At 60.7% G+C, this 23,712-nt stretch carries 25 protein-coding genes and 1 other RNA gene; 17 read left to right on the forward strand and 9 right to left on the reverse strand.

Annotated elements, in window-relative coordinates; all coding sequences use genetic code 11:
• Positions 1-8 precede the first annotated feature (8 nt).
• From AC0JZ8_RS12730 to ssrA, 4 genes are all read right to left on the reverse strand, one after another.
• Positions 9-254, reverse strand: coding sequence for a ribbon-helix-helix domain-containing protein (locus tag AC0JZ8_RS12730; protein ID WP_062456265.1), 246 nt, complete (start codon positions 252-254; stop codon positions 9-11).
• A 98-nt stretch (positions 255-352) separates the two neighbouring features.
• Positions 353-559, reverse strand: coding sequence for a DUF4169 family protein (locus tag AC0JZ8_RS12735; RefSeq protein WP_113167506.1), 207 nt, complete (start codon positions 557-559; stop codon positions 353-355).
• A gap of 9 nt (positions 560-568) precedes the next feature.
• A complete protein-coding gene (locus tag AC0JZ8_RS12740; protein WP_062456270.1) occupies positions 569-1,072 on the reverse strand; it encodes an SspB family protein in 504 nt (167 codons plus the stop codon).
• 111 nt (positions 1,073-1,183) lie between these two features.
• Positions 1,184-1,552: a transfer-messenger RNA gene (ssrA, locus tag AC0JZ8_RS12745) on the reverse strand.
• A gap of 124 nt (positions 1,553-1,676) precedes the next feature.
• On the opposite strand from ssrA, the gene AC0JZ8_RS12750 reads away from it, so the two are divergent.
• The 5 genes from AC0JZ8_RS12750 (at position 1,677) to AC0JZ8_RS12770 (ending at position 7,244) form a co-directional block, all read left to right on the forward strand.
• Positions 1,677-2,471, forward strand: a complete 795-nt coding sequence (locus AC0JZ8_RS12750) for a thymidylate synthase (RefSeq protein ID WP_471892652.1) — start codon at positions 1,677-1,679, stop codon at positions 2,469-2,471.
• Positions 2,471-2,998 carry a dihydrofolate reductase gene (locus tag AC0JZ8_RS12755; protein ID WP_430251440.1) on the forward strand — a complete coding sequence of 176 codons (528 nt, stop codon included), beginning with the start codon at positions 2,471-2,473 and terminating at the stop codon, positions 2,996-2,998. Before AC0JZ8_RS12750 ends, AC0JZ8_RS12755 begins: the two co-directional genes overlap by 1 nt.
• A 162-nt stretch (positions 2,999-3,160) precedes the next feature.
• Complete coding sequence (hflK, locus tag AC0JZ8_RS12760; protein WP_062456280.1) at positions 3,161-4,270, forward strand: FtsH protease activity modulator HflK; 1,110 nt, start codon at positions 3,161-3,163, stop codon at positions 4,268-4,270.
• The gene (hflC, locus tag AC0JZ8_RS12765) at positions 4,270-5,232 is read left to right on the forward strand and encodes a protease modulator HflC (RefSeq protein WP_062581041.1); all 963 of its coding nucleotides are present in this window, start codon (positions 4,270-4,272) and stop codon (positions 5,230-5,232) included. The genes hflK and hflC overlap by 1 nt, the downstream gene beginning before the upstream one ends.
• 236 nt (positions 5,233-5,468) lie before the next feature.
• Positions 5,469-7,244: a Do family serine endopeptidase gene (locus tag AC0JZ8_RS12770; RefSeq protein WP_471892653.1), complete on the forward strand. Its 1,776-nt coding sequence runs from the start codon at positions 5,469-5,471 to the stop codon at positions 7,242-7,244.
• A 9-nt stretch (positions 7,245-7,253) separates the two neighbouring features.
• Here AC0JZ8_RS12770 and AC0JZ8_RS12775 read toward each other — a convergent pair whose 3' ends face one another.
• Entirely contained in the window at positions 7,254-7,856 is a 603-nt protein-coding gene (locus tag AC0JZ8_RS12775; protein WP_062457977.1) for a GNAT family N-acetyltransferase, read from the reverse strand.
• A gap of 26 nt (positions 7,857-7,882) precedes the next feature.
• Positions 7,883-8,776: a phosphoserine phosphatase SerB gene (gene serB / locus AC0JZ8_RS12780; RefSeq protein WP_471892654.1), complete on the reverse strand. Its 894-nt coding sequence runs from the start codon at positions 8,774-8,776 to the stop codon at positions 7,883-7,885.
• Here serB and miaA point away from each other — a divergent pair, their 5' ends adjacent.
• Positions 8,777-9,670 (forward strand): tRNA (adenosine(37)-N6)-dimethylallyltransferase MiaA, encoded by an 894-nt coding sequence (gene miaA, locus AC0JZ8_RS12785; RefSeq protein WP_471892655.1) that lies wholly within the window; start codon positions 8,777-8,779, stop codon positions 9,668-9,670.
• A 16-nt stretch (positions 9,671-9,686) separates the two neighbouring features.
• On the opposite strand, the gene AC0JZ8_RS12790 is transcribed toward miaA, so the two are convergent.
• On the reverse strand, positions 9,687-11,876 hold the full coding sequence (locus tag AC0JZ8_RS12790; protein WP_471892656.1) for a helicase HerA domain-containing protein: 2,190 nt from the start codon (positions 11,874-11,876) through the stop codon (positions 9,687-9,689).
• A gap of 382 nt (positions 11,877-12,258) precedes the next feature.
• Between AC0JZ8_RS12790 and AC0JZ8_RS12795 the strand changes: the two genes are divergently transcribed.
• From AC0JZ8_RS12795 to AC0JZ8_RS12805, 3 genes are all read left to right on the forward strand, one after another.
• Positions 12,259-14,037: an acetolactate synthase 3 large subunit gene (locus tag AC0JZ8_RS12795; RefSeq protein ID WP_082471955.1), complete on the forward strand. Its 1,779-nt coding sequence runs from the start codon at positions 12,259-12,261 to the stop codon at positions 14,035-14,037.
• 70 nt (positions 14,038-14,107) lie between these two features.
• A complete protein-coding gene (ilvN, locus tag AC0JZ8_RS12800; RefSeq protein WP_062456299.1) occupies positions 14,108-14,680 on the forward strand; it encodes an acetolactate synthase small subunit in 573 nt (190 codons plus the stop codon).
• A gap of 30 nt (positions 14,681-14,710) precedes the next feature.
• Entirely contained in the window at positions 14,711-15,721 is a 1,011-nt protein-coding gene (locus tag AC0JZ8_RS12805; RefSeq protein ID WP_471892657.1) for a capsular polysaccharide export protein, LipB/KpsS family, read from the forward strand.
• Here the strand turns inward: AC0JZ8_RS12805 and AC0JZ8_RS12810 are convergent.
• Positions 15,718-16,560 carry an aldo/keto reductase gene (locus AC0JZ8_RS12810; protein WP_471892658.1) on the reverse strand — a complete coding sequence of 281 codons (843 nt, stop codon included), beginning with the start codon at positions 16,558-16,560 and terminating at the stop codon, positions 15,718-15,720. The two genes, AC0JZ8_RS12805 and AC0JZ8_RS12810, sit on opposite strands and share 4 nt — an antisense overlap.
• 196 nt (positions 16,561-16,756) lie before the next feature.
• On the opposite strand from AC0JZ8_RS12810, the gene nthA reads away from it, so the two are divergent.
• From nthA to AC0JZ8_RS12840, 6 genes are all read left to right on the forward strand, one after another.
• The gene (nthA, locus tag AC0JZ8_RS12815; protein ID WP_471892659.1) at positions 16,757-17,416 is read left to right on the forward strand and encodes a nitrile hydratase subunit alpha; all 660 of its coding nucleotides are present in this window, start codon (positions 16,757-16,759) and stop codon (positions 17,414-17,416) included.
• Complete coding sequence (gene nthB, locus AC0JZ8_RS12820; protein WP_471892660.1) at positions 17,413-18,072, forward strand: nitrile hydratase subunit beta; 660 nt, start codon at positions 17,413-17,415, stop codon at positions 18,070-18,072. The genes nthA and nthB overlap by 4 nt, the downstream gene beginning before the upstream one ends.
• A 43-nt stretch (positions 18,073-18,115) precedes the next feature.
• Positions 18,116-18,448, forward strand: a complete 333-nt coding sequence (locus AC0JZ8_RS12825) for a nitrile hydratase accessory protein (RefSeq protein ID WP_471892661.1) — start codon at positions 18,116-18,118, stop codon at positions 18,446-18,448.
• Between the two features lie 45 nt (positions 18,449-18,493).
• Positions 18,494-18,682, forward strand: coding sequence for a type II toxin-antitoxin system HicA family toxin (locus AC0JZ8_RS12830; RefSeq protein WP_184653366.1), 189 nt, complete (start codon positions 18,494-18,496; stop codon positions 18,680-18,682).
• A 3-nt stretch (positions 18,683-18,685) separates the two neighbouring features.
• Entirely contained in the window at positions 18,686-19,117 is a 432-nt protein-coding gene (locus AC0JZ8_RS12835) for a type II toxin-antitoxin system HicB family antitoxin (RefSeq protein WP_092660675.1), read from the forward strand.
• A gap of 84 nt (positions 19,118-19,201) precedes the next feature.
• Positions 19,202-20,326 carry an ATP-dependent DNA helicase gene (locus AC0JZ8_RS12840; protein WP_471892662.1) on the forward strand — a complete coding sequence of 375 codons (1,125 nt, stop codon included), beginning with the start codon at positions 19,202-19,204 and terminating at the stop codon, positions 20,324-20,326.
• Positions 20,327-20,332: 6 nt separating this feature from the next.
• Here AC0JZ8_RS12840 and AC0JZ8_RS12845 read toward each other — a convergent pair whose 3' ends face one another.
• Positions 20,333-21,049, reverse strand: a complete 717-nt coding sequence (locus tag AC0JZ8_RS12845) for a MerR family transcriptional regulator (RefSeq protein ID WP_325262627.1) — start codon at positions 21,047-21,049, stop codon at positions 20,333-20,335.
• Positions 21,050-21,389: 340 nt separating this feature from the next.
• On the opposite strand from AC0JZ8_RS12845, the gene AC0JZ8_RS12850 reads away from it, so the two are divergent.
• Positions 21,390-22,142, forward strand: coding sequence for a pyridoxine 5'-phosphate synthase (locus AC0JZ8_RS12850; protein WP_174196551.1), 753 nt, complete (start codon positions 21,390-21,392; stop codon positions 22,140-22,142).
• Positions 22,143-22,419: 277 nt separating this feature from the next.
• The gene (locus AC0JZ8_RS12855) at positions 22,420-23,685 is read left to right on the forward strand and encodes an NAD(P)/FAD-dependent oxidoreductase (RefSeq protein WP_471892663.1); all 1,266 of its coding nucleotides are present in this window, start codon (positions 22,420-22,422) and stop codon (positions 23,683-23,685) included.
• Positions 23,686-23,712 lie beyond the last annotated feature (27 nt).

Here is a 23,712-nt window from a genome sequence, read left to right on the forward strand (position 1 = left end):
GCTGACCGTCAGCGCCTGGCTGGCAGCCCGGCAAGACAGTCTGCCAGCGAGGTTTTGAACCAGCGCAGCACATGCAGGCGGAGTGCAGAGGAAAGATTGTTGTCTTCCGAACGACCGTCGTCGACCTCGGCGATCAAGGCGGCCAGACTGATGCCGCGTTTGGCAGCAATGGATTTCAGTTCATGCCAGAATTCATCTTCCAGCGAAAAACTCGTTCGATGACCGTGCAGGGTCGCAGAATGTTTTCGGATCAAGTGTAGGCCCCGTCACCCTCATGGTGATTGATGGAGCGCAATTGAGGATGTCGCATGCGCACGGTCAAGCCGTTGCCATGAGTCAGCCTAACGAAGCCTTAACGCCGTTCGTCCGTTTCCGGAGAAGGCTTTTCGAGCTTACCCTGATCGAGGGTTTTCCCCGCTTTTTCGTTGAGGGCCGTCGTCAGCTGCTTTTCACTCTTGGTGCGGCCAAAGCTGATGCGGTTCTGTTCGGCAGCCGCGTCCTTTTGCGAACGCGCCTTGCCTTTGCGAAACTGCCGAAGGTTGACGATCTCGGCGCACATCGTGTCTGCCTACTGCTTCTTGCGGAACGAATCGAGGGAGACGACGGAGCCTTCCTTCTTGTCCTCGCCGGTGGCGGCATCCGCATCCACAACCTTTGGCGTGGTATCGACCGGGATCGCGGTGATCTCGGCGGAAACTTCGCCTTCCTCGACCATCGGCACTTCGAACTCGAGTTCGAAATTCACGGACGGGTCGTAGAAGCCGCGGATCGTGTTGAACGGGATGACCAGGCGTTCCGGCGTATCGTTAAACGACAGGCCGATTTCAAAAAGCGTATCGGTGATCTTGAGGTCCCAGAACTGGTGCTGGACGACGATCGTCATCTGTTCCGGATATTTCGACTTCAGCGCCGGAGAGATTCGTACCCCGGGTGCGCCGGTCAGGAATGTGATGAAGAAGTGGTGGTCACCCGGCAGTCTGCCGGTTGCCGCGACCTCGGACAAAACCTTGCGGATAACGCCGCGGAGTGCGTCCTGTGCCAGAATATCGTAGCGGATGTGATCCTGCCCCATGCGATCCTGTCTTTCTATTGCTCTTCAAACGCCGCTTATGTCACGAGACGCGCCCGCGGGGAAGTCCGCTTCGGCGTCGAGTCATGTCATGATATTCCACCGGGGAGCGAAGGTGAAGGCTTCTGTTGCCAGGTGCCTCCGGACCCCGCCTTACGGGGCTAACCGTAAGGACTTAGTTCGGGTTTCCCGCACCGCCATTAGGCAGCGAGAGCGTAACCCTTAGCGTTGTTGTCATTTGCAACTACACTTGTGACCCGATAACGGCGGTATCATGCCGAGCAAAAGTTCGATCTTTACACCCTTGTCGATCCTATTTCGCCCCCATCACAAGCCGGTCCAGATTGACCGACCGGTTTGTGGTGGAGGCGCCGGGTACCGCCCCCGGGTCCAATAGGCTTATTTCATCGACCGTTTATCGCCATATCCGAACCGAAGTCCGGCACGAGTGATATAGGGGTTTGCGAACCGGATGAAAAGAGGTCTCGTCATATTCCTATCATCAACGTGAAAAGCTTGGAAAAGCCGCGCCGGTGACGGGGAGGTGATTGGTGAGTAGGCTTCGTGCTATTATGTAGGACGATCTCGACCAATCGGCGGAAGACCTATGAAGCAGTATCTCGACCTTCTCCGGCACGTGATGGAGACTGGCGCCGACCGCGGCGACCGCACCGGGACCGGTACCCGCTCGGTCTTCGGCTATCAGATGCGATTCGATCTGAACGAGGGTTTTCCGGTCCTCACCACCAAGAAGCTGCATCTGCGCTCGATCATCCATGAGCTCTTGTGGTTTCTGAAGGGCGACACGAACATTGCCTATCTCAAGGAGAATGGTGTCTCCATCTGGGATGAATGGGCGGACGAAAAAGGCGATCTCGGTCCGGTTTACGGATATCAGTGGCGCTCATGGCCGACGCCTGATGGCGGTCATGTGGATCAGATCGCCAACCTGATCGAGAACCTGAAGGTCAACCCGAACTCGCGCCGGCACATCGTCACAGCCTGGAATCCTGCACAGGTTGACGACATGGCGCTGCCGCCCTGCCATTGCCTGTTCCAGTTCTACGTGTCGGAGGGGCGGCTGTCGTGTCAGCTCTACCAGCGGTCGGCGGACATATTTTTGGGGGTTCCGTTCAACATCGCCTCTTACGCGCTCCTGACCATGATGGTGGCGCAGGTGACCGGGCTGAAGCTTGGCGATTTCGTGCATACGCTTGGCGACGCGCATATCTATTCGGATCATTTCGAACAGGCGCGGCTGCAGATGACGCGCGAGCCGAAGCCGCTGCCGACACTGCGCATCAATCTTGATGTGAAGGACATCTTCTCCTTCCGCTTTGAGGATTTTGCGCTGGAGAATTACGTCGCTGATCCCAGCATCAAAGCACCGATTGCAGTCTGATGGCGGTTCCGGTCGCAATCTTCGTCGCGGTGTCGCGCAACAATGTCATCGGCAGAGATGGCGACATGCCGTGGCGATTGTCGACCGACCTCAAACGTTTCAAGGCGATGACGCTCGGCAAGCCGATGGTGGTAGGGCGAAAGACGCTCGACAGCTTCGGCGGCAAGCCGCTGCCCGGCCGCCCGCATGTCGTGGTCACCCGCAATCGCGATCTCTCGGTCGAGGGTGTGGAGACGGCGGCGTCCCTCGAGCAGGCGATATCTAGGGCGAGGGAGATCGCTGCAGCGACCGGTGCCGGAGAGGTCGGCATTCTCGGAGGCGGCGAAATCTACGCGAAAGCAATCGATCTGGCAGACCGACTTTACGTGACCCATGTGGAAGCGGATATTGCAGACGGTGATACGATGTTTCCAGCAATCGATCCAACCGTGTACGAAAAGATCGAGGAGATCTTCGTCCCGGCCGGCGAGCGCGACAGCTTTGCCACCCGTTTTGCTGTCTACAGCCGCCGATCGATGCCAAAGTGACATAATTCGTTACCGAACACCGGGAAGTTATTGAAGCTGCGTTGAAAGCGGCTCTTCCGATACTTATAACGGCATGACCGGGGGCACGGACCGCGAGCTGCTGCATTTCAGGCGGCTCGGACAGGCGACCGGTTAGGGAGTAGCACTAACAAAGAGGTTTTGATGCCCTGGAGCAATCAGAATGGCGGCGGCGGCCCATGGGGCGGCGGCGGCGGCGGTAACAATCAAGGACCTTGGGGACAAGGCCCGAACCGTCCGCGCGGCGGCGGTGGTGGCGGAGGGGGAAATGGCGGACCGCCTGACCTCGAAGACATCCTGCGGCGCAGCCAAGACCGGCTGAAGGGTTTTATGCCTGGTGGTTTCAACGGCGGAGCAGTCGCGGTCGTCTTTCTGGCCGTTCTCGCATTCCTGGCATTCGAATCGATCTATACGGTTCAGCCGGACGAGCGGGGCGTCGAACTTCGGTTTGGAAAGCCCAAGGAAGAACTGTCCATGCCGGGCCTTCACTTCCATCTCTGGCCGTTCGAAACGGTGGAGATCGTCAAGGTCACCGAGCAGCAGCAGAATATCGGTGCGCGCAGCAGTGCCACCAATTCGAATGCCGGATGGATGCTGACCGGCGACCAGAATATCGTCAACGTCCAGTTTTCGGTCCTCTTCACCGTCACCGATCCACGCGCCTATCTCTTCAACGTCGAAGCCCCGGCCCAGACGCTGCAGCAGGTTGCAGACAGCGCCATGCGCGAAGTCGTCGGACGCCGTCCGGCTCAGGATATTTTCCGCGACGCTCGTGAAGGCATGTCGACGCAGGTGCGCGACATCATTCAGGGCACGATGGACCGTTACGGCGCAGGCATTGCCATCAACGCCGTGCCGATCGAAGATGCAGCGCCGCCGCGTGAAGTGGCAGACGCGTTCGAAGAGGTTCAGCGCGCCGAGCAGGACGAAGACCGTATCGTCGAGGAAGCCAATCGCTACGCCAACCAGAAGCTTGGTGGCGCCCGCGGTCAGGCCGCGCAGGTCCGCGAAGAAGCGTCCGCCTATCGTGACCAGACGGTCAACGAAGCTCAGGGTGAAGCGCAGCGCTTCGTGTCGATCTACGACCAATATGTGAACGCACCGGACGTGACGCGCGAACGCATCTTCATCGAGACCATGGAGAACGTTCTGAAGAACTCCAACAAGGTCATCATCGAGCAGGGTCAGAACGTCGTCCCTTATCTGCCGCTCAATGAAATCAACCGGCCGGCAGCCGCACAGGGGGGCAACTGATGATCTCGAACAAATTGCCCGCTTTCCTGATCGGTCTCGCCGTTCTCCTTTTCCTCGTCTACTCGTCGGTCTTCGTCGTCAACGAACGGCAGCAGGCGCTCGTGCTTCGCTTCGGTGAAATCCAGAGCGTGAAGAACGAGCCGGGGATCTATTTCAAGCTTCCCTTCGCCTTTGCCGACGCTGATCGCGTTCAGTATATCGAGGACCGCGCACTTCGCCTGGATCTCGACAATATCCGCGTTCAGGTCCGCGGCGGTGCCTTCTATGAAGTCGACGCATTCGTGATCTACCGGATCGAAAACCCGCAGCGTTTCCGGGAAGCGGTTTCGGGCGATCGCGTGTCTGCCGAATCGCGTATCAGCACGCGTCTCGACGCCGGTCTGCGCCGCGTCTACGGTCTGCGCAGCTTTACCGAGGCGCTGTCCGAAGAGCGTGCGTCGATGATGACCGAGGTCAAGCGTGATCTCGACGTTGCCGCCGAAACGCTTGGCGTCAAGATCCAGGATGTTCGCATCCGCCGTACGGATCTGACGCAGGAAGTCTCGCAGCAGACGTTTGCGCGCATGCGTGCCGAGCGTCTGGCGGAAGCGGAACTCATCCGCGCCCGTGGTAGCGAAGAAGGCCAGCGTCGCCGTGCTATCGCCGACCGCCAGGTTGTCGAGTTCGTCTCGGAAGCGCAGCGCGATTCGGAGATCATCCGAGGTCAGGGCGATGCCGAGCGTAACCGCATCTTCGGTGAAGCGTTCCAGCGTGATCCGTCGTTCTTCCAGTTCTACCGGTCGATGCGCGCCTATGTCGCCTCGATGGCCGGGAAGGATACGACCCTGGTGCTTTCGCCTGATTCACAGTTCTTCCGGTTCTTCAACTCGTCGGACGGCGTGGTAACGCCGCCTGCAGCGGGACGGCCTGCACCGGCCCAGCCGACGCCAGCCCAGCCGGCACCGGCGCAACCGACGAACTAAGCACTCAAGAAAAGGGCGGCCTGTCATGGCCGCCCTTTTCGCAACTGCCCTTTTCACCCGTCATCCACATCCATGTTCGCTGATGGTCGCGGTTTCACGAAAAGGTAATTTTCCCGGCCGTTATTCCGCCCTATGCTTTCTTCAGAACGGGGCGCGAGTTATCAATGCGTAACGTTGTGGGTTGCACGGATGCTTTTCTGCCGCGGCAGACACCGTGACAGAAAACGAGGATGCCAATGGGCCATTCGAAACTATCGTCCTTGAAGGGTTCCGTGAGCCTCGGTCTAGTGGTTGCCGTCATGGTCAGTCCGCTTCAGGCACTGGCGCAAAGCCCGGCCCAGCCGCAGCAGGTCCAGGCCCCGGCCCCTCGGCCACAGGCGCCAGCGCCTCAGGGACAGGCGCCCGCTCCGCAGGGGGAAGCCCCGGCACCTCCGGGACAGGCGCCGGCTCCACAGGCTAACAGCCAGCCGGCCACTCAGCCCGGCGGCATGCTGCCCGCGCCACCAGCGCCAGTCGGCAACAAGTTCAATCCGCCACCTCCGGTCAGCCAGTCCGCAGTGCCCGCCGGTCCAGCGCCGATCTCCGATCTGGCGGAAGGTCTGCTCGACGCCGTCGTCAACATCTCGACGTCGCAGAGCGTCAAGGACCAGGGTGCCGGCCCGCAGCCGCAGATCCAGGAGGGTTCACCCTTCCAGGAATTCTTCGACGACTTTTTCGACGACAAGGACAATCAGGGCGGAAACCAGAAGGTGTCTTCGCTCGGCTCCGGCTTCGTGATTGATTCCTCCGGCTACGTGGTGACGAACAACCACGTTATCGAAGGCGCCGACGATATCGAGGTGATCTTCCCGGATGGCCGCAAGCTGAAGGCTCGCCTGGTCGGCACCGACACAAAAACCGACCTCTCCGTGCTGAAGGTCGAGTCCAAGACGCCGCTCAAGGCCGTTCCCTTCGGTGACTCCAAGAAGATCCGGATCGGCGACTGGGTCATGGCGATCGGCAATCCGTTCGGTCTTGGCGGCTCGGTGACGCTCGGCATCGTGTCCGCACGCGGCAGAAACATCAATGCAGGGCCCTACGACAACTTCATTCAGACGGATGCGGCGATCAACAAGGGCAATTCCGGCGGACCGCTGTTCAACATGCGCGGCGAGGTCATCGGGATCAACACGGCGATCATTTCGCCCTCCGGCGGCTCGATCGGGATCGGCTTTGCCGTCCCGACAGAACTTGCGGAAAACATCGTCCATCAGCTGATCGAGTTCGGCGAGACCCGCCGCGGCTGGCTCGGTGTCCGCATCCAGCCGGTCACCGACGATATTGCAGCGAGCCTGGGGCTCGACAAGGCCCGTGGAGCCCTGGTTTCCGGCGTCGTTGAAAACGGTCCGATCAAGAACGGTGAAATCAAGTCGGGCGATGTCGTGCTCGCCTTCGACGGACAGTCGGTCAGTTCGATGCGCGATCTGCCGCGGATTGTTGCCGAAAGCCCTGTGGGCAAGAATGTCGAGGTGCGGTTGCTGCGCGACGGCAAGGAGCAGACCGTTCGCATCACGCTCGGGCAACTCGATGATACGGCCGATGCCGCAGATGGCGATGAGCCGGCAGCACCCGATGGACAGTCGCCAGACGCACAAAGCCCTGACGATCAGTCCCCGGATGACCAGGGCAAGAATGACAGCGGCTCCCCGGACGCCGGCGAGAAAAGCAGCGAGCCCGTCACGGTTTACGGCATGACGCTGAGCGTGCTGGATGAGGCGCACCGCAAGACGTTCGGGATCGCGGAAAGCGTCGAGGGCGTGGTGGTGTCCGAGGTGAAGGCTGGTTCGGTTGCCGCTGCCAAGGGCTTCAAGGCCGGCGACGTGGTGGTCGAAATCGCCCAGGACTTCGTCGAGAACCCGGGTGAGGTCGCCAAGCGCTTCGACGTGCTGAAGAAGGAAGGCCGCCGCAACGCGCATGTCATGGTGGCCGACAAGACCGGAAACCTGCGGTTCGTGGCACTTCCGCTGGAATAGCCTGAGAGTTCAGGCTTTCTCGACAAGGCGGGCGTTCCGCCTTGTCCATTCCTCCGGTGTCATTGCATAGACGACATGGCGCTTGAGGTGGGGATGCGTCTCCGGCACGCGCGGATGGTCGAAATCCATGCCGGCCGCCCGATGCATTCCAAGGCGCTTCATGACAGCCGTCGAGCGGTTATTGTCCGCTACGGCGAACGAGACGACGGCCTTGATGTCCTTCTCCACGAAGGCGAAATCGAGAAGCGCTTCTGCCGCTTCCGTCACATAGCCATTGCCCCAGTAACGGGCAGCCAGACGCCAGCCGATCTCCACCGTTTCGGCCGGAAAAATCCCCGGCATATTGGCATAGGTCAGCCCGCAAAACCCGAGTGGCTCGCCGGTTTCCCTGAGTTCGAGCGCGTAAAAGCCAAGCCCGTTTTCGGAAAACATGTCGTTCAGTTTCCCGAGGAACGCATCCGATTCGTCGTGGCTGCGACGGAACGGAAAGAACGCCATCACGTCAGGATCCGCGTTGATTTCGCGGAACAGGTCCCGGTCCGTGGGGAGCCAGCGGCGCAGGACGAGGCGTGAAGTTTCAAGGAGCGTGGTTGCGATAGGCTGCGGCTGCATGGTGTTGCTCATCCCTCTGTGGAGCCTCAGCCGGGAATGACGAAATCCGTCTTCCGGTAGCCCTGGATATAGAGGAGCGCGGTCAGGTCGCCGTGGTCGATTCGGATCTTGGCCTGGGCCGCAACAGTGGGCTTGGCGTGGAGGGCCACGCCGGAGCCTGCGATGCCGAGCATGCCAAGGTCGTTTGCGCCATCGCCGACAGCAATCGTATCATCAGGGGTGATGCCGAGTTCGCGGGCGATCTCTTCCAGTGCATCCACCTTGGCCTGTTTGCCGAGGATGGGTTCGGCGACTTCGCCGGTCAGGATGCCGTTTTCTTCGAGAAGGATGTTGGCGCGGTTGATGTCGAAGTCGAGCATTGCGGCGATGCGGCTCGTAAAAACGGTAAAGCCACCGGACACGAGTGCCGTGTACCCACCCTTCGCCTTCATCGTCGTGATCAGTTCCGGTCCACCCGATGTCAGCGTGATCCGCTTCTCGATGACCTCGTCGACGACGCCGATCGGCAGGCCTTTTAAGAGCGCCACCCGTTCTCTCAACGCCGGCTCGAATGCGATCTCGCCGTTCATGGCACGTGCCGTTATCGTCGCCACCTTGTCCTTCAAACCGACGACGTCGGCGAGTTCATCGATGCATTCCTGGCCGATCATGGTGGAATCCATGTCTGCGATGAGGAACGACTTGCGCCGGGTTTCCGCCTGCTGCACCACAACATCGATCCGCTCCTCGCCGATCAAGCCGCGAAGTGTTTCTTCCGCAGCCGAGAGATCGGTGCCGTCGCGAAGGGCGATATCGCAGGCGATCCCGTCTGCCAGCCAGTAGAGACCGGAGGCATTGACCGCCTTGGCGGCCCGTTCGGCGATGGCCGGAGTGAGAACGGGGTTTGACGGATGGGCAATGAGCGTGGCAACGAAAGCCATATGACCGACCTTATGCAAAATACTGATGCGATCCTGATAACCGGGCCAACTGCCAGCGGCAAGTCGGCGCTTGCCGTTCGCATGGCACGCGAATGCGGCGGCGTCGTCGTCAATGCCGATAGCATGCAGGTTTACGACACGCTCAGGATCATCACCGCGCGTCCGTCAGAGGAGGAGACCGCGGACATCGCCCATTACCTCTATGGTCATGTGCCGGCGACGCACGCCTATTCGACGGGCGAATGGCAGCGGGACGTATCCGCACTCCTGCCGGTCCTGAAAGAACAGGGGCGGATCCCGGTCTTCGTCGGCGGCACGGGGCTGTACTTCAAGGCGCTCACGGGCGGTCTTTCGGACATGCCGGAGATTTCTCAGGATATTCGGTGCCGTGTGCGCTTGCGACTCAAGGAGGAGGGACCGCAGGCGCTTCACTCGGAGTTATCGGCACGTGACGCGGCGGTTGCCGCCAATCTGAAGCCGATGGACGGACAGCGGATCCTGCGGGCCCTGGAGGTGCTGGAAGAGACAGGCCGATCCATCACCGAGTTTCAGGGCAAGGCAGGCCCGGTCATCATCGATCCGTTGCGAGCGCGCAAAATCGTCGTTCTGCCGGATCGGAAGATCCTGCACGATCGTATCAATGCCCGCTTCGTCAAGATGCTGGATGGGGGCGCAGTCGAGGAGGTCGAATCGCTTCTCGCCTGCGATCCGGCCCCGGACCTGCCGATCATGAAGGCGATCGGCGTGCGGGAGATCGGCGAAATGCTCGCGGGACGGATGACCCGCGACGCGGTCATCGAGCGTGGCTCCGCGCTGACGCGGCAATACGCCAAGCGTCAGATGACCTGGTTCCGCAACCAGATGGACGAAAGCTGGGAGCGCCTCGCAACGTGAGGGCGCTCGCTCGGGATCAGTCCTTGTCGTAGAGACTGCTCAGCGGCTTCTTGAGAAGACCATCGCGCAACGAACCTTCCCTTGGCGGAGCTTCGCGCCGCAGGAATGCGTTCGGACGCGGTTCCAGTGACGGCGAGCCTGGTCGAGGGGTCTCGGACGAAACCTGCCGACGAAGATCGGCGAAACGGTCGTGAATGGCGGGCGGGCGATCCGTGAGCCGGTCGGTCTGACGCTCCACGGGACGCTCGGCAAAGCGCTCAACCGGCCTGTCGCGTTCCGGGAAGCGCGGTGCAAGCCGCTCCGCTGCACGCGGGGTCGGCAGCATGTCGGATCTGTAGGGTGCCAACGAGGGCGGTTCCGGCGAGCGCGGGGCAGGCGCATCGAGCGGTGGTATACCGCTGCCGATTTCACGCCGCCAGTCATTCAGTTCCGCGTCATCGGCGGACGGCGCAGCCTGCCTGTCTTCGGGCGGGATCGGCAGACCTGCCTCCGGGGCGGGTGGATTGGCGGAATAGCTCTGCTGGAACGATGATATTTCCGGCGCTGTGACCGAGCGCATGCGGGACACGATCGAACGCAGATCAACCGTGTCGGGCGTTTCTTCGCTGCCCTTGTTTGCAAGACTGTTGGTCTTTGGAAGATAGCGTTTCTCGACGCGTGAGAAGCGCATGCGCATGGGAACCGAGATGGCCTCGCCAAACGCGATTGCCTCGCCATTGCCGATCGACGACAGGAAGCTCGTCGTTGAGATCGACGAATTCGGGATCGCCGACTTGATGATGACCTGATCCCGCTCATTCGACAGGCGCATGGCAAACAGCGTCGAACACTGGGACAGGATCGTCTGGTCAAGCTCGCCGGGGCGCTGCGTGATGATGCCAAGGGAAACGCCGTATTTCCGGCCTTCCTTTGCGATGCGGGAGATGGCCTGCACGGTCGGCGCAAACCCGAGCTCCCGGTCTGCCGGTACGTAGCGGTGCGCTTCCTCGCAGACAACGAGCATGTGAATTGCGCCATTGCTCCAGAGCGCAAGCTCGAACGCCATGCGGCAGAGGATAGAGGCGACAGAGTTCACGACTTCCGATGGGATGCCGGCAAGCTGGAACGTCGAGATCGGCCGGTCGTCGCCGGGAATGCGGAAGATATGCGCGATCGTCTCCATGATCGTGTCTTGGATCGTGTTGTTGGAGAACATGAAATGGTAGCGCGGATCGTTGATCGCCGACGTGATGCGCATTTTCAGTGCGCGCAGGAACGGCTTGTCGGAGCGACCCTCCAGCCTGCCGAGCCGTTCGTCGATCAGGGCCAGCAGATCGGCCATGCGGTAAGGGACGGGCGTATCAGCTGTCAGCGAACTTTTTTCCGAAGCCGAGCGGCGCATCAGGCCCGAATCGCTGCCCTTGAAAGCGCGTTTTGCTTCCGGAATGAGGTCGCGCATGATGTCGAGCTCTTCGGGGATAGCCGGGCGGCCACGGAAAATAACCTCCGAGAATTCCTCAAGGCGCATCAGCCAGAAAGGCAGATCGAGCGTGTCGGTATCGATGACGACCGCATGATCGGGAAAGGCTGCCGCAAATTCGTTGTGCGGATCGAGGATCAGAACGCGGAGCCGATGGTCGGCTTCGATCGCTTTGTGCAGGAGAAGCGAAACGGCTGTCGACTTGCCGACGCCGGTGGAGCCGACGATGGCGAAATGCTTCGACAGCATTGAAGGCACATGGATCGCCGCATCGATGCTTTCATCCTGGCTGAGCTTGCCGATCGTGCACGTATCGTTCTTGCCGGCATCGTAGATGCGCAGAAGGTCGGCCGAGCGGATACGATGGGCAATGGCGCCGAGATAGGGGTAGGCGGAAATGCCGCTCGAAAACTCTTCGCGGCCATCATGCCCGACACGGACCTCGCCGAGCAGCTCGACTTCGATGTGGAATTTCGTGTCTTCACCTTCCGCCCACTGGCGTTCGCCAGATTGCATCGAATAGGCAAGCGCGACGACGCGGTTGCTGCCGACGGAAATGGAGATCAGCCGGCCGACGGACCAGAGTTCGGTGAGATCGGTGTCGCCATGCTCGGCGACAGCTGCGATCGTCGCATGCGAGCCGTTGCAGGCGACGACACGGCCCAGCATCCGGTTACCGATTTTCTGGGCATCGCGACGCTCTTGCTCCCCGGCAGAGATCGAACGGTGAAGGTCGTTGTTCAACAACAGTAACGGCCCTGCAAATGGGGTGGCAATCGAAAGGTGATATGGAGATCAGGTTCCTCCAATCTCGCGACTGTAGCCTTGCCGGCTTAACAACTTGTGTAGGACCTCGTGACTTTCGGCGCGAACTGCGAGCGATCTCAATGAGATGACGTTTTTGCTGACGGTCTGCGTTGACGAATGGGGCATATCCGGCTAACACTCACGGCCATGAAGATTTCGAACGCACTTATCGTGGTGGGAACGCGCATGGGCAGGACGGTGTAACCGTCCGGCGATAGCCACCCATGCGCGGAAAGACAGGCTCCTCAAGGGGCCTTTTTTTATGTCTTCAAACCGGCTCGGAGGAGCCGCCGGTAAATCCAGAAGTGAACGGATGACGATGATGACGGATACGAATAACAGGATGACGGGCGCAGAGATCGTCCTGAAGGCGCTCAAGGACAACGGCGTCGAGCATATTTTCGGCTATCCCGGCGGCGCGATCCTGCCGATCTATGACGAAATCTTCCAGCAGGATGACATCAAGCACATCCTCGTCCGCCACGAACAGGGCGCCGGCCATGCTGCCGAAGGCTATGCCCGTTCGACCGGTAAGGTCGGTGTCATGCTCGTCACGTCAGGTCCAGGCGCCACCAACGCGGTTACGCCGCTGCAGGACGCGCTGATGGATTCGATCCCGCTCGTGTGTCTGACTGGCCAGGTTCCGACCAACCTGATCGGCTCGGATGCCTTCCAGGAAGCCGATACGGTCGGCATCACGCGCCCCTGCACCAAGCACAACTGGCTCGTCAAGGACGTCGACCAGCTGGCTGGCGTCATCCACGAGGCGTTCCGTATCGCCCAGTCGGGCCGTCCGGGACCTGTTGTCGTCGATATCCCAAAGGATATCCAGTTTGCGACCGGAACCTACACGCCACCGGGCGCGACGCCTGCCAACAAGAGCTACGCGCCCAAGCTTGCCGGCGATATGCAGGCAATCGAGGCAGCCGTCCAGCTGATGGCTTCGGCCCGTCGGCCGATCCTCTACACAGGCGGCGGCGTCATCAATTCCGGTCCGGAAGCATCGCGTTTGCTGCGCGAGCTGATCGAGCTGACGGATTTCCCGATCACCTCGACGCTGATGGGGCTCGGCGCCTATCCGGCATCGGGCAAGAACTGGCTCGGCATGCTCGGCATGCACGGTTCCTATGAAGCCAACATGGCGATGCATGACTGCGACGTCATGGTCTGCGTCGGTGCACGTTTCGACGACCGCATCACCGGGCGGCTGAATGCGTTTGCGCCGAATTCGCGCAAGATCCATATCGATATCGACCCGTCGTCGATCAACAAGAACGTTCGTGTCGAGATCCCGATCATCGGTGATGTCGGCCATGTTCTGGAGGAGATGGTCCGCCTGTGGCGCGCCCTGCCGCAAAAGCAGGACAAGGCGCAGATCTCCGACTGGTGGAGCGAAATCCAGAGCTGGCGGGGTCGCAAGTCGTTTTCCTACAAGAACTCGACCGACGTCATCATGCCGCAATACGCGGTCGAGCGTCTCTATGAGGCGACGAAGGGTCACAAGACCTTCATCACGACCGAGGTCGGCCAGCACCAGATGTGGGCGGCACAGTTCTTCGGTTTCGAAGAGCCGAACCGCTGGATGACATCGGGTGGTCTCGGCACGATGGGTTACGGCCTGCCGGCAGCTCTCGGCGTTCAGGTCGCCCATCCCGATGCGCTCGTCATCGACATTGCCGGCGACGCGTCGATCCAGATGTGCATCCAGGAAATGTCCTGCGCGATCCAGCACGATCTGCCGGTCAAGATCTTTATCCTGAACAACCAGTATATGGGCATGGTGCGCCAGTGGCAGCAGTTGCTTCACGGCAACCGTCTGTCGAACTCCTACACGGAAGCGATGCCTGACTTCGTCAAGCTCGCGGAAGCCTATGGCGCGGTCGGCATGTATTGCGACGATCCGAAGGAGCTGGACGACAAGATCGCCGAGATGATCGCAATCCGGCAGCCAGTCATCTTCGACTGCCGTGTCGCAAACCTTGCCAACTGCTTCCCGATGATCCCGTCAGGCAAGGCCCATAACGAGATGCTCCTGCCGGACGAGGCGACAGACGAAGTTGTTGCAACCGCGATCGACGCCAAGGGTCGTCAGCTGGTTTGATCGGCGCATCTGGGGCGTCAGCGGAACGCTGGCGTCCTGAACCTATCTCTGAGGAAACGGACCTGAGACCATGAATGCACATCAGCAGCCGACCGGTTCTGCCTACTTCTTCCAGCCGGAGACGGCCAAGGTCGAGAGCCACACGCTTTCGGTTCTCGTCAGCAACGAGCCGGGCGTTCTTGCCCGCGTCATCGGGCTTTTCTCCGGCCGCGGCTACAATATCGAAAGCCTGACGGTTTCGGAAACCGAGCACGAAGCGCACCTATCGCGCATCACGATCGTGACCAACGGAACGCCGACCGTGCTCGAGCAGATCAAAGCGCAGCTCGAGCGCATCGTGCCCGTCCACCGTGTCCTGGACCTGACTGTCCGGGCGCGTGATCTCGGCCAGGACCGGCCGATCGAGCGGGAAGTGGCATTGCTCAAGGTCGTCGGCCACGGCGACCAGCGCGCCGAGGCCTTGCGTCTCGCCGACGCGTTCCAGGCGAAGGTCGTGGACGCGACGATCGAGCACTTCATCTTCGAGATCACCGGCAAGTCGTCGAAGATCGATCAGTTCGTGGCGGTCATCAGACCTCTCGGCCTGATCGAGATCTGCCGCACGGGCATCGCCGCGATGAACCGCGGCTCGCAGGGCATGTAAGTGTCGGGCCGTGGCGCCGGGGATATTCCATTGCAAAAGGACTGGCTGCCGAAACCTGGAACGCGCATCGGTGCGACCTTCTATGTCCGGCAGTCGCAGCCCTTCCTGCGGCATTATCTCGGCGTCGAGGCGCTTGAACCGACGCTTCGGCCGGGGATCGGCGGGATCGTTCTGTGGGGCGGTCGCATTCCCGCAAAGGCGGCCCGACTGATTGCTGCGCTGCGCGGTTTGCCGTCCTGGTATCTGGAAGACGGGTTCTTGCGCTCGGTCGGGCTCGGCAAGCAGAACACGCTGCCGATTTCGATCCAGATCGACGACCTCGGCATGCCGGTGAGGGCCGCCGTTCCCTCGCGCCTGGAAAAAGTGATCGCGGGAGCTGCCGACGATTGGGATGCTGCATCCCTGGGCAGTGATATCCGCACTGCGCTGGTTTCTGAAAAGCTGTCGAAATACAACAACCTGCCGCATCGGGAGCTAAAACTCGAGAGATCGCTGCGAAAGCGCATCCTTCTGGTTGACCAGGTGTTCGGCGATGTTTCGGTGCCGATGGCGGGCGGCTCGCCGGACAGCTTTTCGCGGATGCTCAAGGATGCGATCGCGAGCGGTGCTCAATGCGTGGTGCGCACCCATCCGGATGTGATGGCCGGTTTCCGCAAGGGCTATCTGACCGAAAAGGCAACGAAAGCGTCCGGCGTGATTTTCTTGTCGGATGCAGTCTCGGTTGCCTCCATTCTCGATGTGGTGGATGAAGTCTGGACGGTCTCCAGCCAGTTCGGGCTGGACGCGCTCCTGCGCGAAAAGCCGGTGCGGTGTTATGCCTGTCCGTTCTATGCGGGCTGGGACCTGACCGAAGATCACCTCGGTGAGGGCGCGCAGGCCACGCTGTCTCGTCGGACCGCCCGTCCCACCATCGATCAGCTGGCAGCGGCAGCCTTCGGCCTCTACCCGGTCTATCGCGACACGAAGAGCTTTGCCGAAATCGACGTGTTTACCGCGATCGAGACGCTCGCGGACGAGCGCCGACGGCTGAATCTCGACTAGAGCATTTCCAGCGGCTGCTTGCGTTCCGGCGGCGAGAAGGCGGCGTCGAGAGCCTCCCAGTCCTCGTCGCTGATGTCGAGGTCGACAGCAACGGCATTCTCCTCGACGCGCGACGCGGTCGAGGATTTCGGAATCGCGATCACCTTGTCCCGCTCCAGCAGGAAAGCGAGCGCCACCTGCGCTGGCGTTGCCTGGTAGGCTTTGGCGATGCGGATCAGTTCTGCATTGCGCAGGATCCGTCCCTGTTCGATCGGGGAATAGGCCATGACCGGAATCTCGTGCTCCTGGCACCAGGGCAAGAGATCGTATTCGATGCCGCGGCGCGACAGATTGTAGAGTACTTGATTGGTCGCGCAGTTGCGTCCATCCGGCGCCGCCATCAGTTCCTCCATGTCGGCGGTGTCGAAATTGGAGACGCCCCAGGCGCCGATCTTGCCGTCGCGGCGCAGAGCCTCGAACCCGGCGACGGTTTCTTCGAGCGGATGCTCGCCGCGCCAGTGCAGAAGGTAAAGGTCGAGCCGATCCGTTTTCAACCGTTCGAGACTGGCCTCGCACGCCTCGATCACACCGCGGCGGCTGGCATTCCAGGGATAGACCTTGCTGACCAGAAACACCTCGTCGCGTCGGCCTTCGATGGCTTTTCCTGTCAGCTCTTCCGAAGCGCCTTCGCCATACATTTCCGCCGTGTCGATCAGCGTCATGCCAAGGTCGAGGCCGCGGCGCAGACTTTCGATCTCGGCCTTCGCGTCGTTCGGGGACTCGCCCATCTTCCAGGTTCCAAGGCCAAGCGCTGGAACCGAGATGCCGGAAGGCAGGGTGACGGTTGGAATATCGGGCATCTTCGACCTCGCTGATGAGTGATCTGATGTCAGATAAGGCGCTCTGCCGTGATGCCAAGCCTCCGGTTCGTCCGGTGGCGGCAAAGGCTTGCCGGGCATGAGGAAGGCGCATACGCTGAACCGACGACGACAACGTTTGCATCTCCTCGATGCGGACGTTGGCAAAGGTATCCCGCAGCGATCATGAGGTCCCGCCATGAACGAAGATCACGAGACCGATCACCACGACCACCATGGCCACGCTCACGGTCACGGTCACTTTCACGACCACGACAACCGCTACACCGACATGCAGGCGCGGGTAAGGGCGCTTGAAACGGTGCTGGTCGAAAAGGGCCTGATTGACCCGAAAGCGGTCGATGCGATCGTCGAGACCTACGAGACGAAGATCGGGCCGAAGAACGGCGCCCGCGTGGTAGCGAAAGCGTGGAGCGATCCGGCATTTGCAGACTGGCTGAAGGCAGATGCGACGGCGGCGATCGCCAGCCTCGGCTATGCCGGTCGTCAGGGCGAGCATATGCGCGCCGTGTTCAACACCGTGGATACCCATAACCTCATCGTCTGCACGCTCTGCTCCTGTTACCCGTGGGCCGTGCTTGGCCTGCCGCCGACCTGGTACAAGGCGCCGGCCTATCGCTCCCGTGCGGTGATCGATCCACGCGGCGTGCTGGCCGAATTCGGTCTGGATCTTCCCGAGGAGACGAAGATCCGCGTTTGGGATTCGACGGCCGAACTGCGCTACCTCGTCATTCCGGAACGACCTGACGGGACGGACGGGCTGGACGAGCAAGCGCTTGCCGCACTGGTCAGCCGAGACGCGATGATCGGCACGGCGGTCGCAGGGGTGCCATCATGAACGGCCCGCACGACCTTGGCGGCCAGATGGGTTTCGGCCCGGTGGCGCCTGACAGCAACGAACCCTATTTCCATGCGGACTGGGAGCGCCGCGCGCTGGGCCTGACGCTGTCCTGCGGAGCATTCGGTGCGTGGACTATCGATGAAAGCCGGCATGCTCGCGAGAATATTCCACCGGCAAGCTATCTCTCGGCCAGCTATTACGAGATCTGGACCCGGGCACTGGAAGTGCTTCTGGAACGGCACGGTTTTGCGACCAGCGCGGAAATTGCCTCGGGCACAAAACAGGTCGAACCGGCGGTGCCCAAACGCATCTTGAAAGCCGAGATGGTTGCGGGCGTGCTTTCCAAAGGCGGGCCGTGCGACCGGCCGCTGGAGACAAGGCCAGCCTTTGCCGCGGGCGATCGTGTCCGCACCAAAAACTTCAACCCGGAGACCCACACGCGATTGCCGCGTTACGCACGCGCCAAGACCGGCGTGGTCGAGGCGGTGCAGGGCGCTTTCGTGTTCCCGGATGACAATGCCCATGGCAAGGGCGAAAACCCGCAATGGGTCTATACCGTCGTTTTCGATGCGTCAGAAATCTGGGGCGAGGGCGCCGATCCGACGCTGACGGTTTCCGTCGACGCCTGGGAGAGCTATCTTGAGCGCTTCTGAACATAGATGCGATAGCAAAACCGACCTTGCGGATTCGCCGGGCTTGCCGGTGTCACCGGAGGGTGATCCGGTATTTCCCGAGCCCTGGGCGGCCGAAGCCTTCGCGATGACCGTGCACCTGCACGAGCGCGGCGTGTTTACTTGGCCGGAATGGGCAGCGGCATTGTCGCGCCAGGTCCATCAGCCCGGCAGGGCAGACGATGGAAGCGACTATTTCGACTGCTGGGTGGCCGCGCTATGCGACCTCCTCGGAGAGAAACGTGTCGCCGACGAAGCGACGATCCTTGGCCTGCAGCAGAGTTGGCAGCGCGCGGCGGAAGCCACGCCACATGGCATGCCGATCGAGCTGAGGAACGATCCGCACCGACAGAGTTGACAACAGGCACCTTGAAAATACACATCAAGTGTGTATAGATAATCCATGAAGAGTGGCGACATCATCTCTGCGTTGAAGGCTGATGGCTGGTACGAGGTCGCCAGGAAGGGCAGTCATGTCCAGTTCAAGCATCCAAGGAAGCTTGGTCGGGTAACTGTTCCTCACCCGAACCGAGATATTCCAGTCGGAACGCTCAAGAGCATCGAGAAGCAAGCCGGACTAAATTTGAGGTAAGCCATGCGCAATTATATCGCACTGATTCATAAGGATGCCGACAGCGATTTCGGCGTTTCCTTCCCGGATTTCCCCGGTGTTGTCACTGCTGGTCGGGATCTGGATGAGGCGCGGCGCATGGCTGAGGAAGCGCTGGCGTTGCATGTCGAAGGATTGCTGGAAGATGGCGATGCCATTCCTGAACCGGCTTCGCTTGATGCAGTGATGGAAAACCAGGACAACAGGGACGGTGTTGCGATTCTTGTTTCTCTAAAGACCGAGGGCAAAAAGGCTGTTCGCATCAACATCACGCTTCCCGAAGACATGCTCGCCTCGATCGACGCTTTCGCCGAGGCGAATGGATTTACCCGATCCGGCTTTCTCGCCCGTGCGGCCAAGCATGAGATGGAGTCAGCTCATTCGGGCAATGGCCGGAAGCGAGCGCTGGCCGTCTGAACCAGCTTCCTTCATCCCCGGCTTCCATTCATCTTTCGTTCTTTTCAGTTGCGCTGGCAGGCAGAATCCTGCCAAGTCGCGGCCATGCAATTTGCGCCGCAACAAGACGAGGCCTTGAAGGCCGTTTCGAAATGGCTGAAGGAAGGCCGTAGCCAGGTTTTCCGTTTGTTCGGGTATGCGGGCACGGGCAAGACGACGCTTGCCAAGCATTTCGCTGAGCACGTCGATGGCGACGTGCTGTTTGCCGCTTTTACCGGCAAGGCGGCGCAGGTGCTGCGGTCGCGCGGCGCGCGCAACGCCAAAACCATTCACTCGCTGATCTATCGCCCCCGGGGCGAGGAAGAGGTTGAAAACGAGGAAACCGGCAAGACCTCCGTGTCGCCGATGTTTTCGATCAACCGCCAGAGCCCGCTCACCAAGGCCGCTTTGATCGTCATCGACGAATGCTCGATGGTAGACGAACAGCTGGGGCGTGACCTCTTAAGCTTCGGCACGCCTGTTCTGGTTCTGGGTGATCCCGGCCAGCTGCCGCCGGTCACAGGCGGCGGGTTCTTTACCGAACAGGAACCGGATTATCTGCTGACCGATATCCATCGCCAGGCGCAGGACAACCCGATCATCCAGCTCGCCATGACCGTGCGCGAAGGCAAGGAGATCATGCATGGCGACTACGGCAAGGCGAAGGTAATTTCCCGCAACGAGGTGACGCAGGAACTGGTGATAGAGGCCGATCAGGTTCTGGTCGGAACCAACCGGACCCGCAAGCGCTACAACCAGCGCCTTCGCGAACTGAAGGGCTTTACCGCCGATTACCCACAGTCCGGCGACAAGCTGGTCTGCCTTCGCAACGATCAGGTCAAGGGCCTTTTGAACGGGTCTCTGTGGCAGGTGATGAGTTCGTCGCGAGAAACCGTCAAGCCCGGTATCAACCTGATGATCCGCCCGGAAGACGACGACATGGATCGCGGTGCAGCCAAGATCAAGCTGCTGAAGACTGCGTTTGAGAGCGACGAGGAAATTCCGTGGTCGACACGCAAACGCTATGACGAGTTCGATTACGGCTATGCGCTGACCGTCCACAAGGCGCAGGGTTCACAGTGGCAGAACGTCGTTCTGTTCGACGAGAGTTTTGCCTTTCGCGATACGCGGGAGCGCTGGCTCTACACGGCGATCACCCGTGCTGCCGAAACGCTGACGATCGTCCGCTAGAGCGGTTCAGTTGAGGACGACACCGGCCACCAGTGCCTTGGCGATTGCCTGAAAACGGTTGCTCGCCTCGAACTTGTCGATCAGCGCGATTTCGATTCGGCGCATTTCGTCGAGATCAATCTCAAGCTCGCGGGCTATCCTTGATGCGGAATATCCATCGCTCATCAACGACAGGCATCGGCGTTCGATATCGGCAAGCGGCGGACAGGCTGCACGCCGGCTGGTCTCGGCACGGTCGTCGGTGTCCTGCGACACCAGGGTCTCGATCTGCTGCATCTGCCGCCGGATCTGGGAGATCTCTGCGGTCATCTCCCGTTTGCGTTGTTGAAGTGCGGTACTGAAGATGTCGTCGGCCTTGGCCTGGCTGGCAGCTCCTGCCAGCTCCGACAGGAGGTCCTGGATCATCACGATGCCGATGCCGACCTCGCGGCAGGCCGTGATAACTGCCATGCGACGGATCTGATCTGATGCGTAAACCCGCATCGGGGCCGTTCCGCGTCCCGTTGCACGGCCTGCGACCAGCAGCCCTTTTTCCTCGTAGAAATGCAGTGTCCGGTGCGTTACGCCGAACAGGTCCGCCACGTCGGCAATCGGCACAGGCTGATCCGGCAGCTCGAACGGCAACTGGATTTGCGGGAAAAATCTGATCGCCAGGAATTCCGGCGACAACAGGCAGGAGGGCTGGGAACTCTGGCTCGTTGCATCAAACAGGTCGCTTCGCATCGGATCCTTCGGTCGCTAGCTGGTCCTGCTCGATTGCATCCACAGGCCGCTTTATGCGTCATGATGAGCGGATGATCTTCGGTAAAAGGAATGCGGACCCGATTGATCGTGACAGCAGAATTCGCCTCGCCGGCCTCATGTGCCGCATCTTGCCGACTTGGCGAATTCTGCATGAAGACAACGTACGTAAAGTTTTAACGATTACTACTCCGGATTTTTGTAGATTATAATATGCTTACGTATCGGAAAGATCTATTTTCTACGTAATGTTCCCAAAAGGTGGTCAACACGCTGCGCATGTCCTAAAAGCAGGCTGACATTTCTCGCTTCGGACGCTGCCATGACCACTACGCTCTCCGTCAATCTCAATGCTGTCGCCATGCTCCGCAATCGCCGCGATCTTCCGTGGCCAAGCGTTGAAGCTTTGGGGCGGATTGCGTTGCAGGCCGGGGCATCCGGACTGACGGTTCATCCGCGTCCCGACCAGCGCCATATCCGTTTTTCCGATCTGCCGGTTTTGCGCGCCCTGATCGACGACGAATTCCCGGATGCAGAATTCAACATCGAAGGCTATCCGAGCGAGGATTTTCTGGCGCTGTGCGAACGTATCCAGCCGGAGCAGGTGACATTGGTGCCTGACGATCCGGCCCAGGCGACGTCCGACCACGGTTTCGATTTCCGTGCGACAGGCGAAATGTTGAAGCCGATCGTGGCGCGCTTGAAAAAGGGCGGCATGCGGGTTTCGCTGTTTGCCGATGGTGACGGCGATGTCGAAGCGGTGGCGCTTGCCAAGGCGACCGGTGCCGACCGGATCGAACTTTACACCGGTCCCTATGGCGGCTGTTTCGACAATCCGGAACGCGGCATCGAATTTCTCGAGCTGTTGGGAAGGACTGCGGATGCTGCATTGGCGCACGGCCTTGGCGTCAATGCCGGGCACGACCTGACGGTCGACAATCTCCCCGCGCTGGTGAAGCGCATTCCGGCGCTTGCCGAAGTCTCGATCGGCCACGGGCTGACGGCCGATGCGCTGGAATACGGAATGGCCGAGACGGTGCGTCGTTTCTGCCGCGCCTGCGGTCAGACGATCTAACTGAACCCGCAGCCGCGGTTCTCTCTTCGACCATGAGGCTGTCAGCGTCTGGTGCCGTCACGGCAGGCTTGTCACCGCGTAAAGGCGACGGGTCGGATGCTGACCCCACGCGGCGCTATCGAGCGCCTGAATGCCTTGCATCAGGCGGCTCCCTGCCTTGCACAAAAGGCAGATGGACAAAGTGCCGCAGTTCCGTTGACTGAGAACTTGATTAAGACCTGCGTCATATTGCGCTGCAGCATTTCATTGTCATTCGTCATTCGGGGAAGCATCCATCGTGAGCAAGCATAGAGTTGTCGTCGTCGGGGGAGGTTTCGGGGGATTGCAGACGGTGCATGGGCTGAAAGGTGCCGATGCCGACATTACGCTCATCGATCGTCGCAACCATCATCTGTTCCAGCCGCTCCTCTATCAGGTCGCGACGACGGTGCTCGCCACGTCGGAAATCGCATGGCCGATCCGCAGGCTGTTCCGCGATCGGCGCGATGTCACGACGGTGCTCGATGAAGTTCTCGGGATCGACAAGGGTGCGAAGACGGTGAAGCTCGCGTCCGGCCGTATGGTGCCCTATGATACGCTGGTTCTCGCAACCGGCGCACGCCACGCCTATTTCGGCCGCGACGAATGGGAAAGTGTCGCGCCCGGCCTGAAGACGTTGGAGGATGCGACGACATTGCGCCGCCGCATCCTGCTCGCATTCGAGCGGGCAGAGATGGCGGAAAAGATGTCGGAGCTGGATTCCGAGCTGACATTCGCGATCATCGGCGCCGGTCCAACAGGCGTGGAAATGGCCGGCATGATCGCGGAACTCGCGAACAAGGTGCTGCCGAAGGAATTCCGCAAGATCGACACGACCCGAACACGGGTGATGCTGATCGAGGCAGGTCCACGCGTGCTGCCGGCTTTCACCGAGGATCTGTCGGCTTACACGAAGACGGCGCTCGAAAAGCTCGGCGTCGAGGTTCATACCGGCAAGCCCGTCACCGCGATCACCGAGGAAGGCGTCACCGTTGGCGACGCGTTCATTCCCTGCAAGACGGTGATCTGGGCAGCCGGTGTTCAGGCATCGCCAGCAGCGCGCTGGATCGGTGCGTCGGCGGACCGGGCAGGGCGCGCCGTCGTCGGTCCGGATCTGTCAGTCCCAGAGCAGCCCGAGATCTTTGTCATCGGCGATACCGCGCTGGTCTCGCAGGACGACGGCAAGCCGGTGCCCGGCATCGCGCCGGCCGCCAAGCAGCAGGGCGAGTACGTCTCGAAGGTGATCAAGACGCGGCTCGCCGGCAAGCCTGTGCCCGCGGCGTTCCACTATCGCCACCAGGGCAGTCTCGCAACCATCGGCAAGCGTGCGGCGGTGATCGATTTCGGCAAGTTCAAGCTGACCGGCGGACTTGCCTGGTGGATCTGGGGGCTTGCCCATATCTACTTCCTGATCGGCACCAGATCACGCGCCGCCGTTGCCTGGAGCTGGCTGTGGATTTATCTGTCCGGCCAGCATAGCGCGCGGCTGATCACCCAGAAGGAAACGCTGAAGGACGAGTCCTGATCGTCTGGCGGGGTATGGATCCTCGGG

The sequence above is a fragment of the Velazquezella soli genome (genome assembly GCF_977018685.1).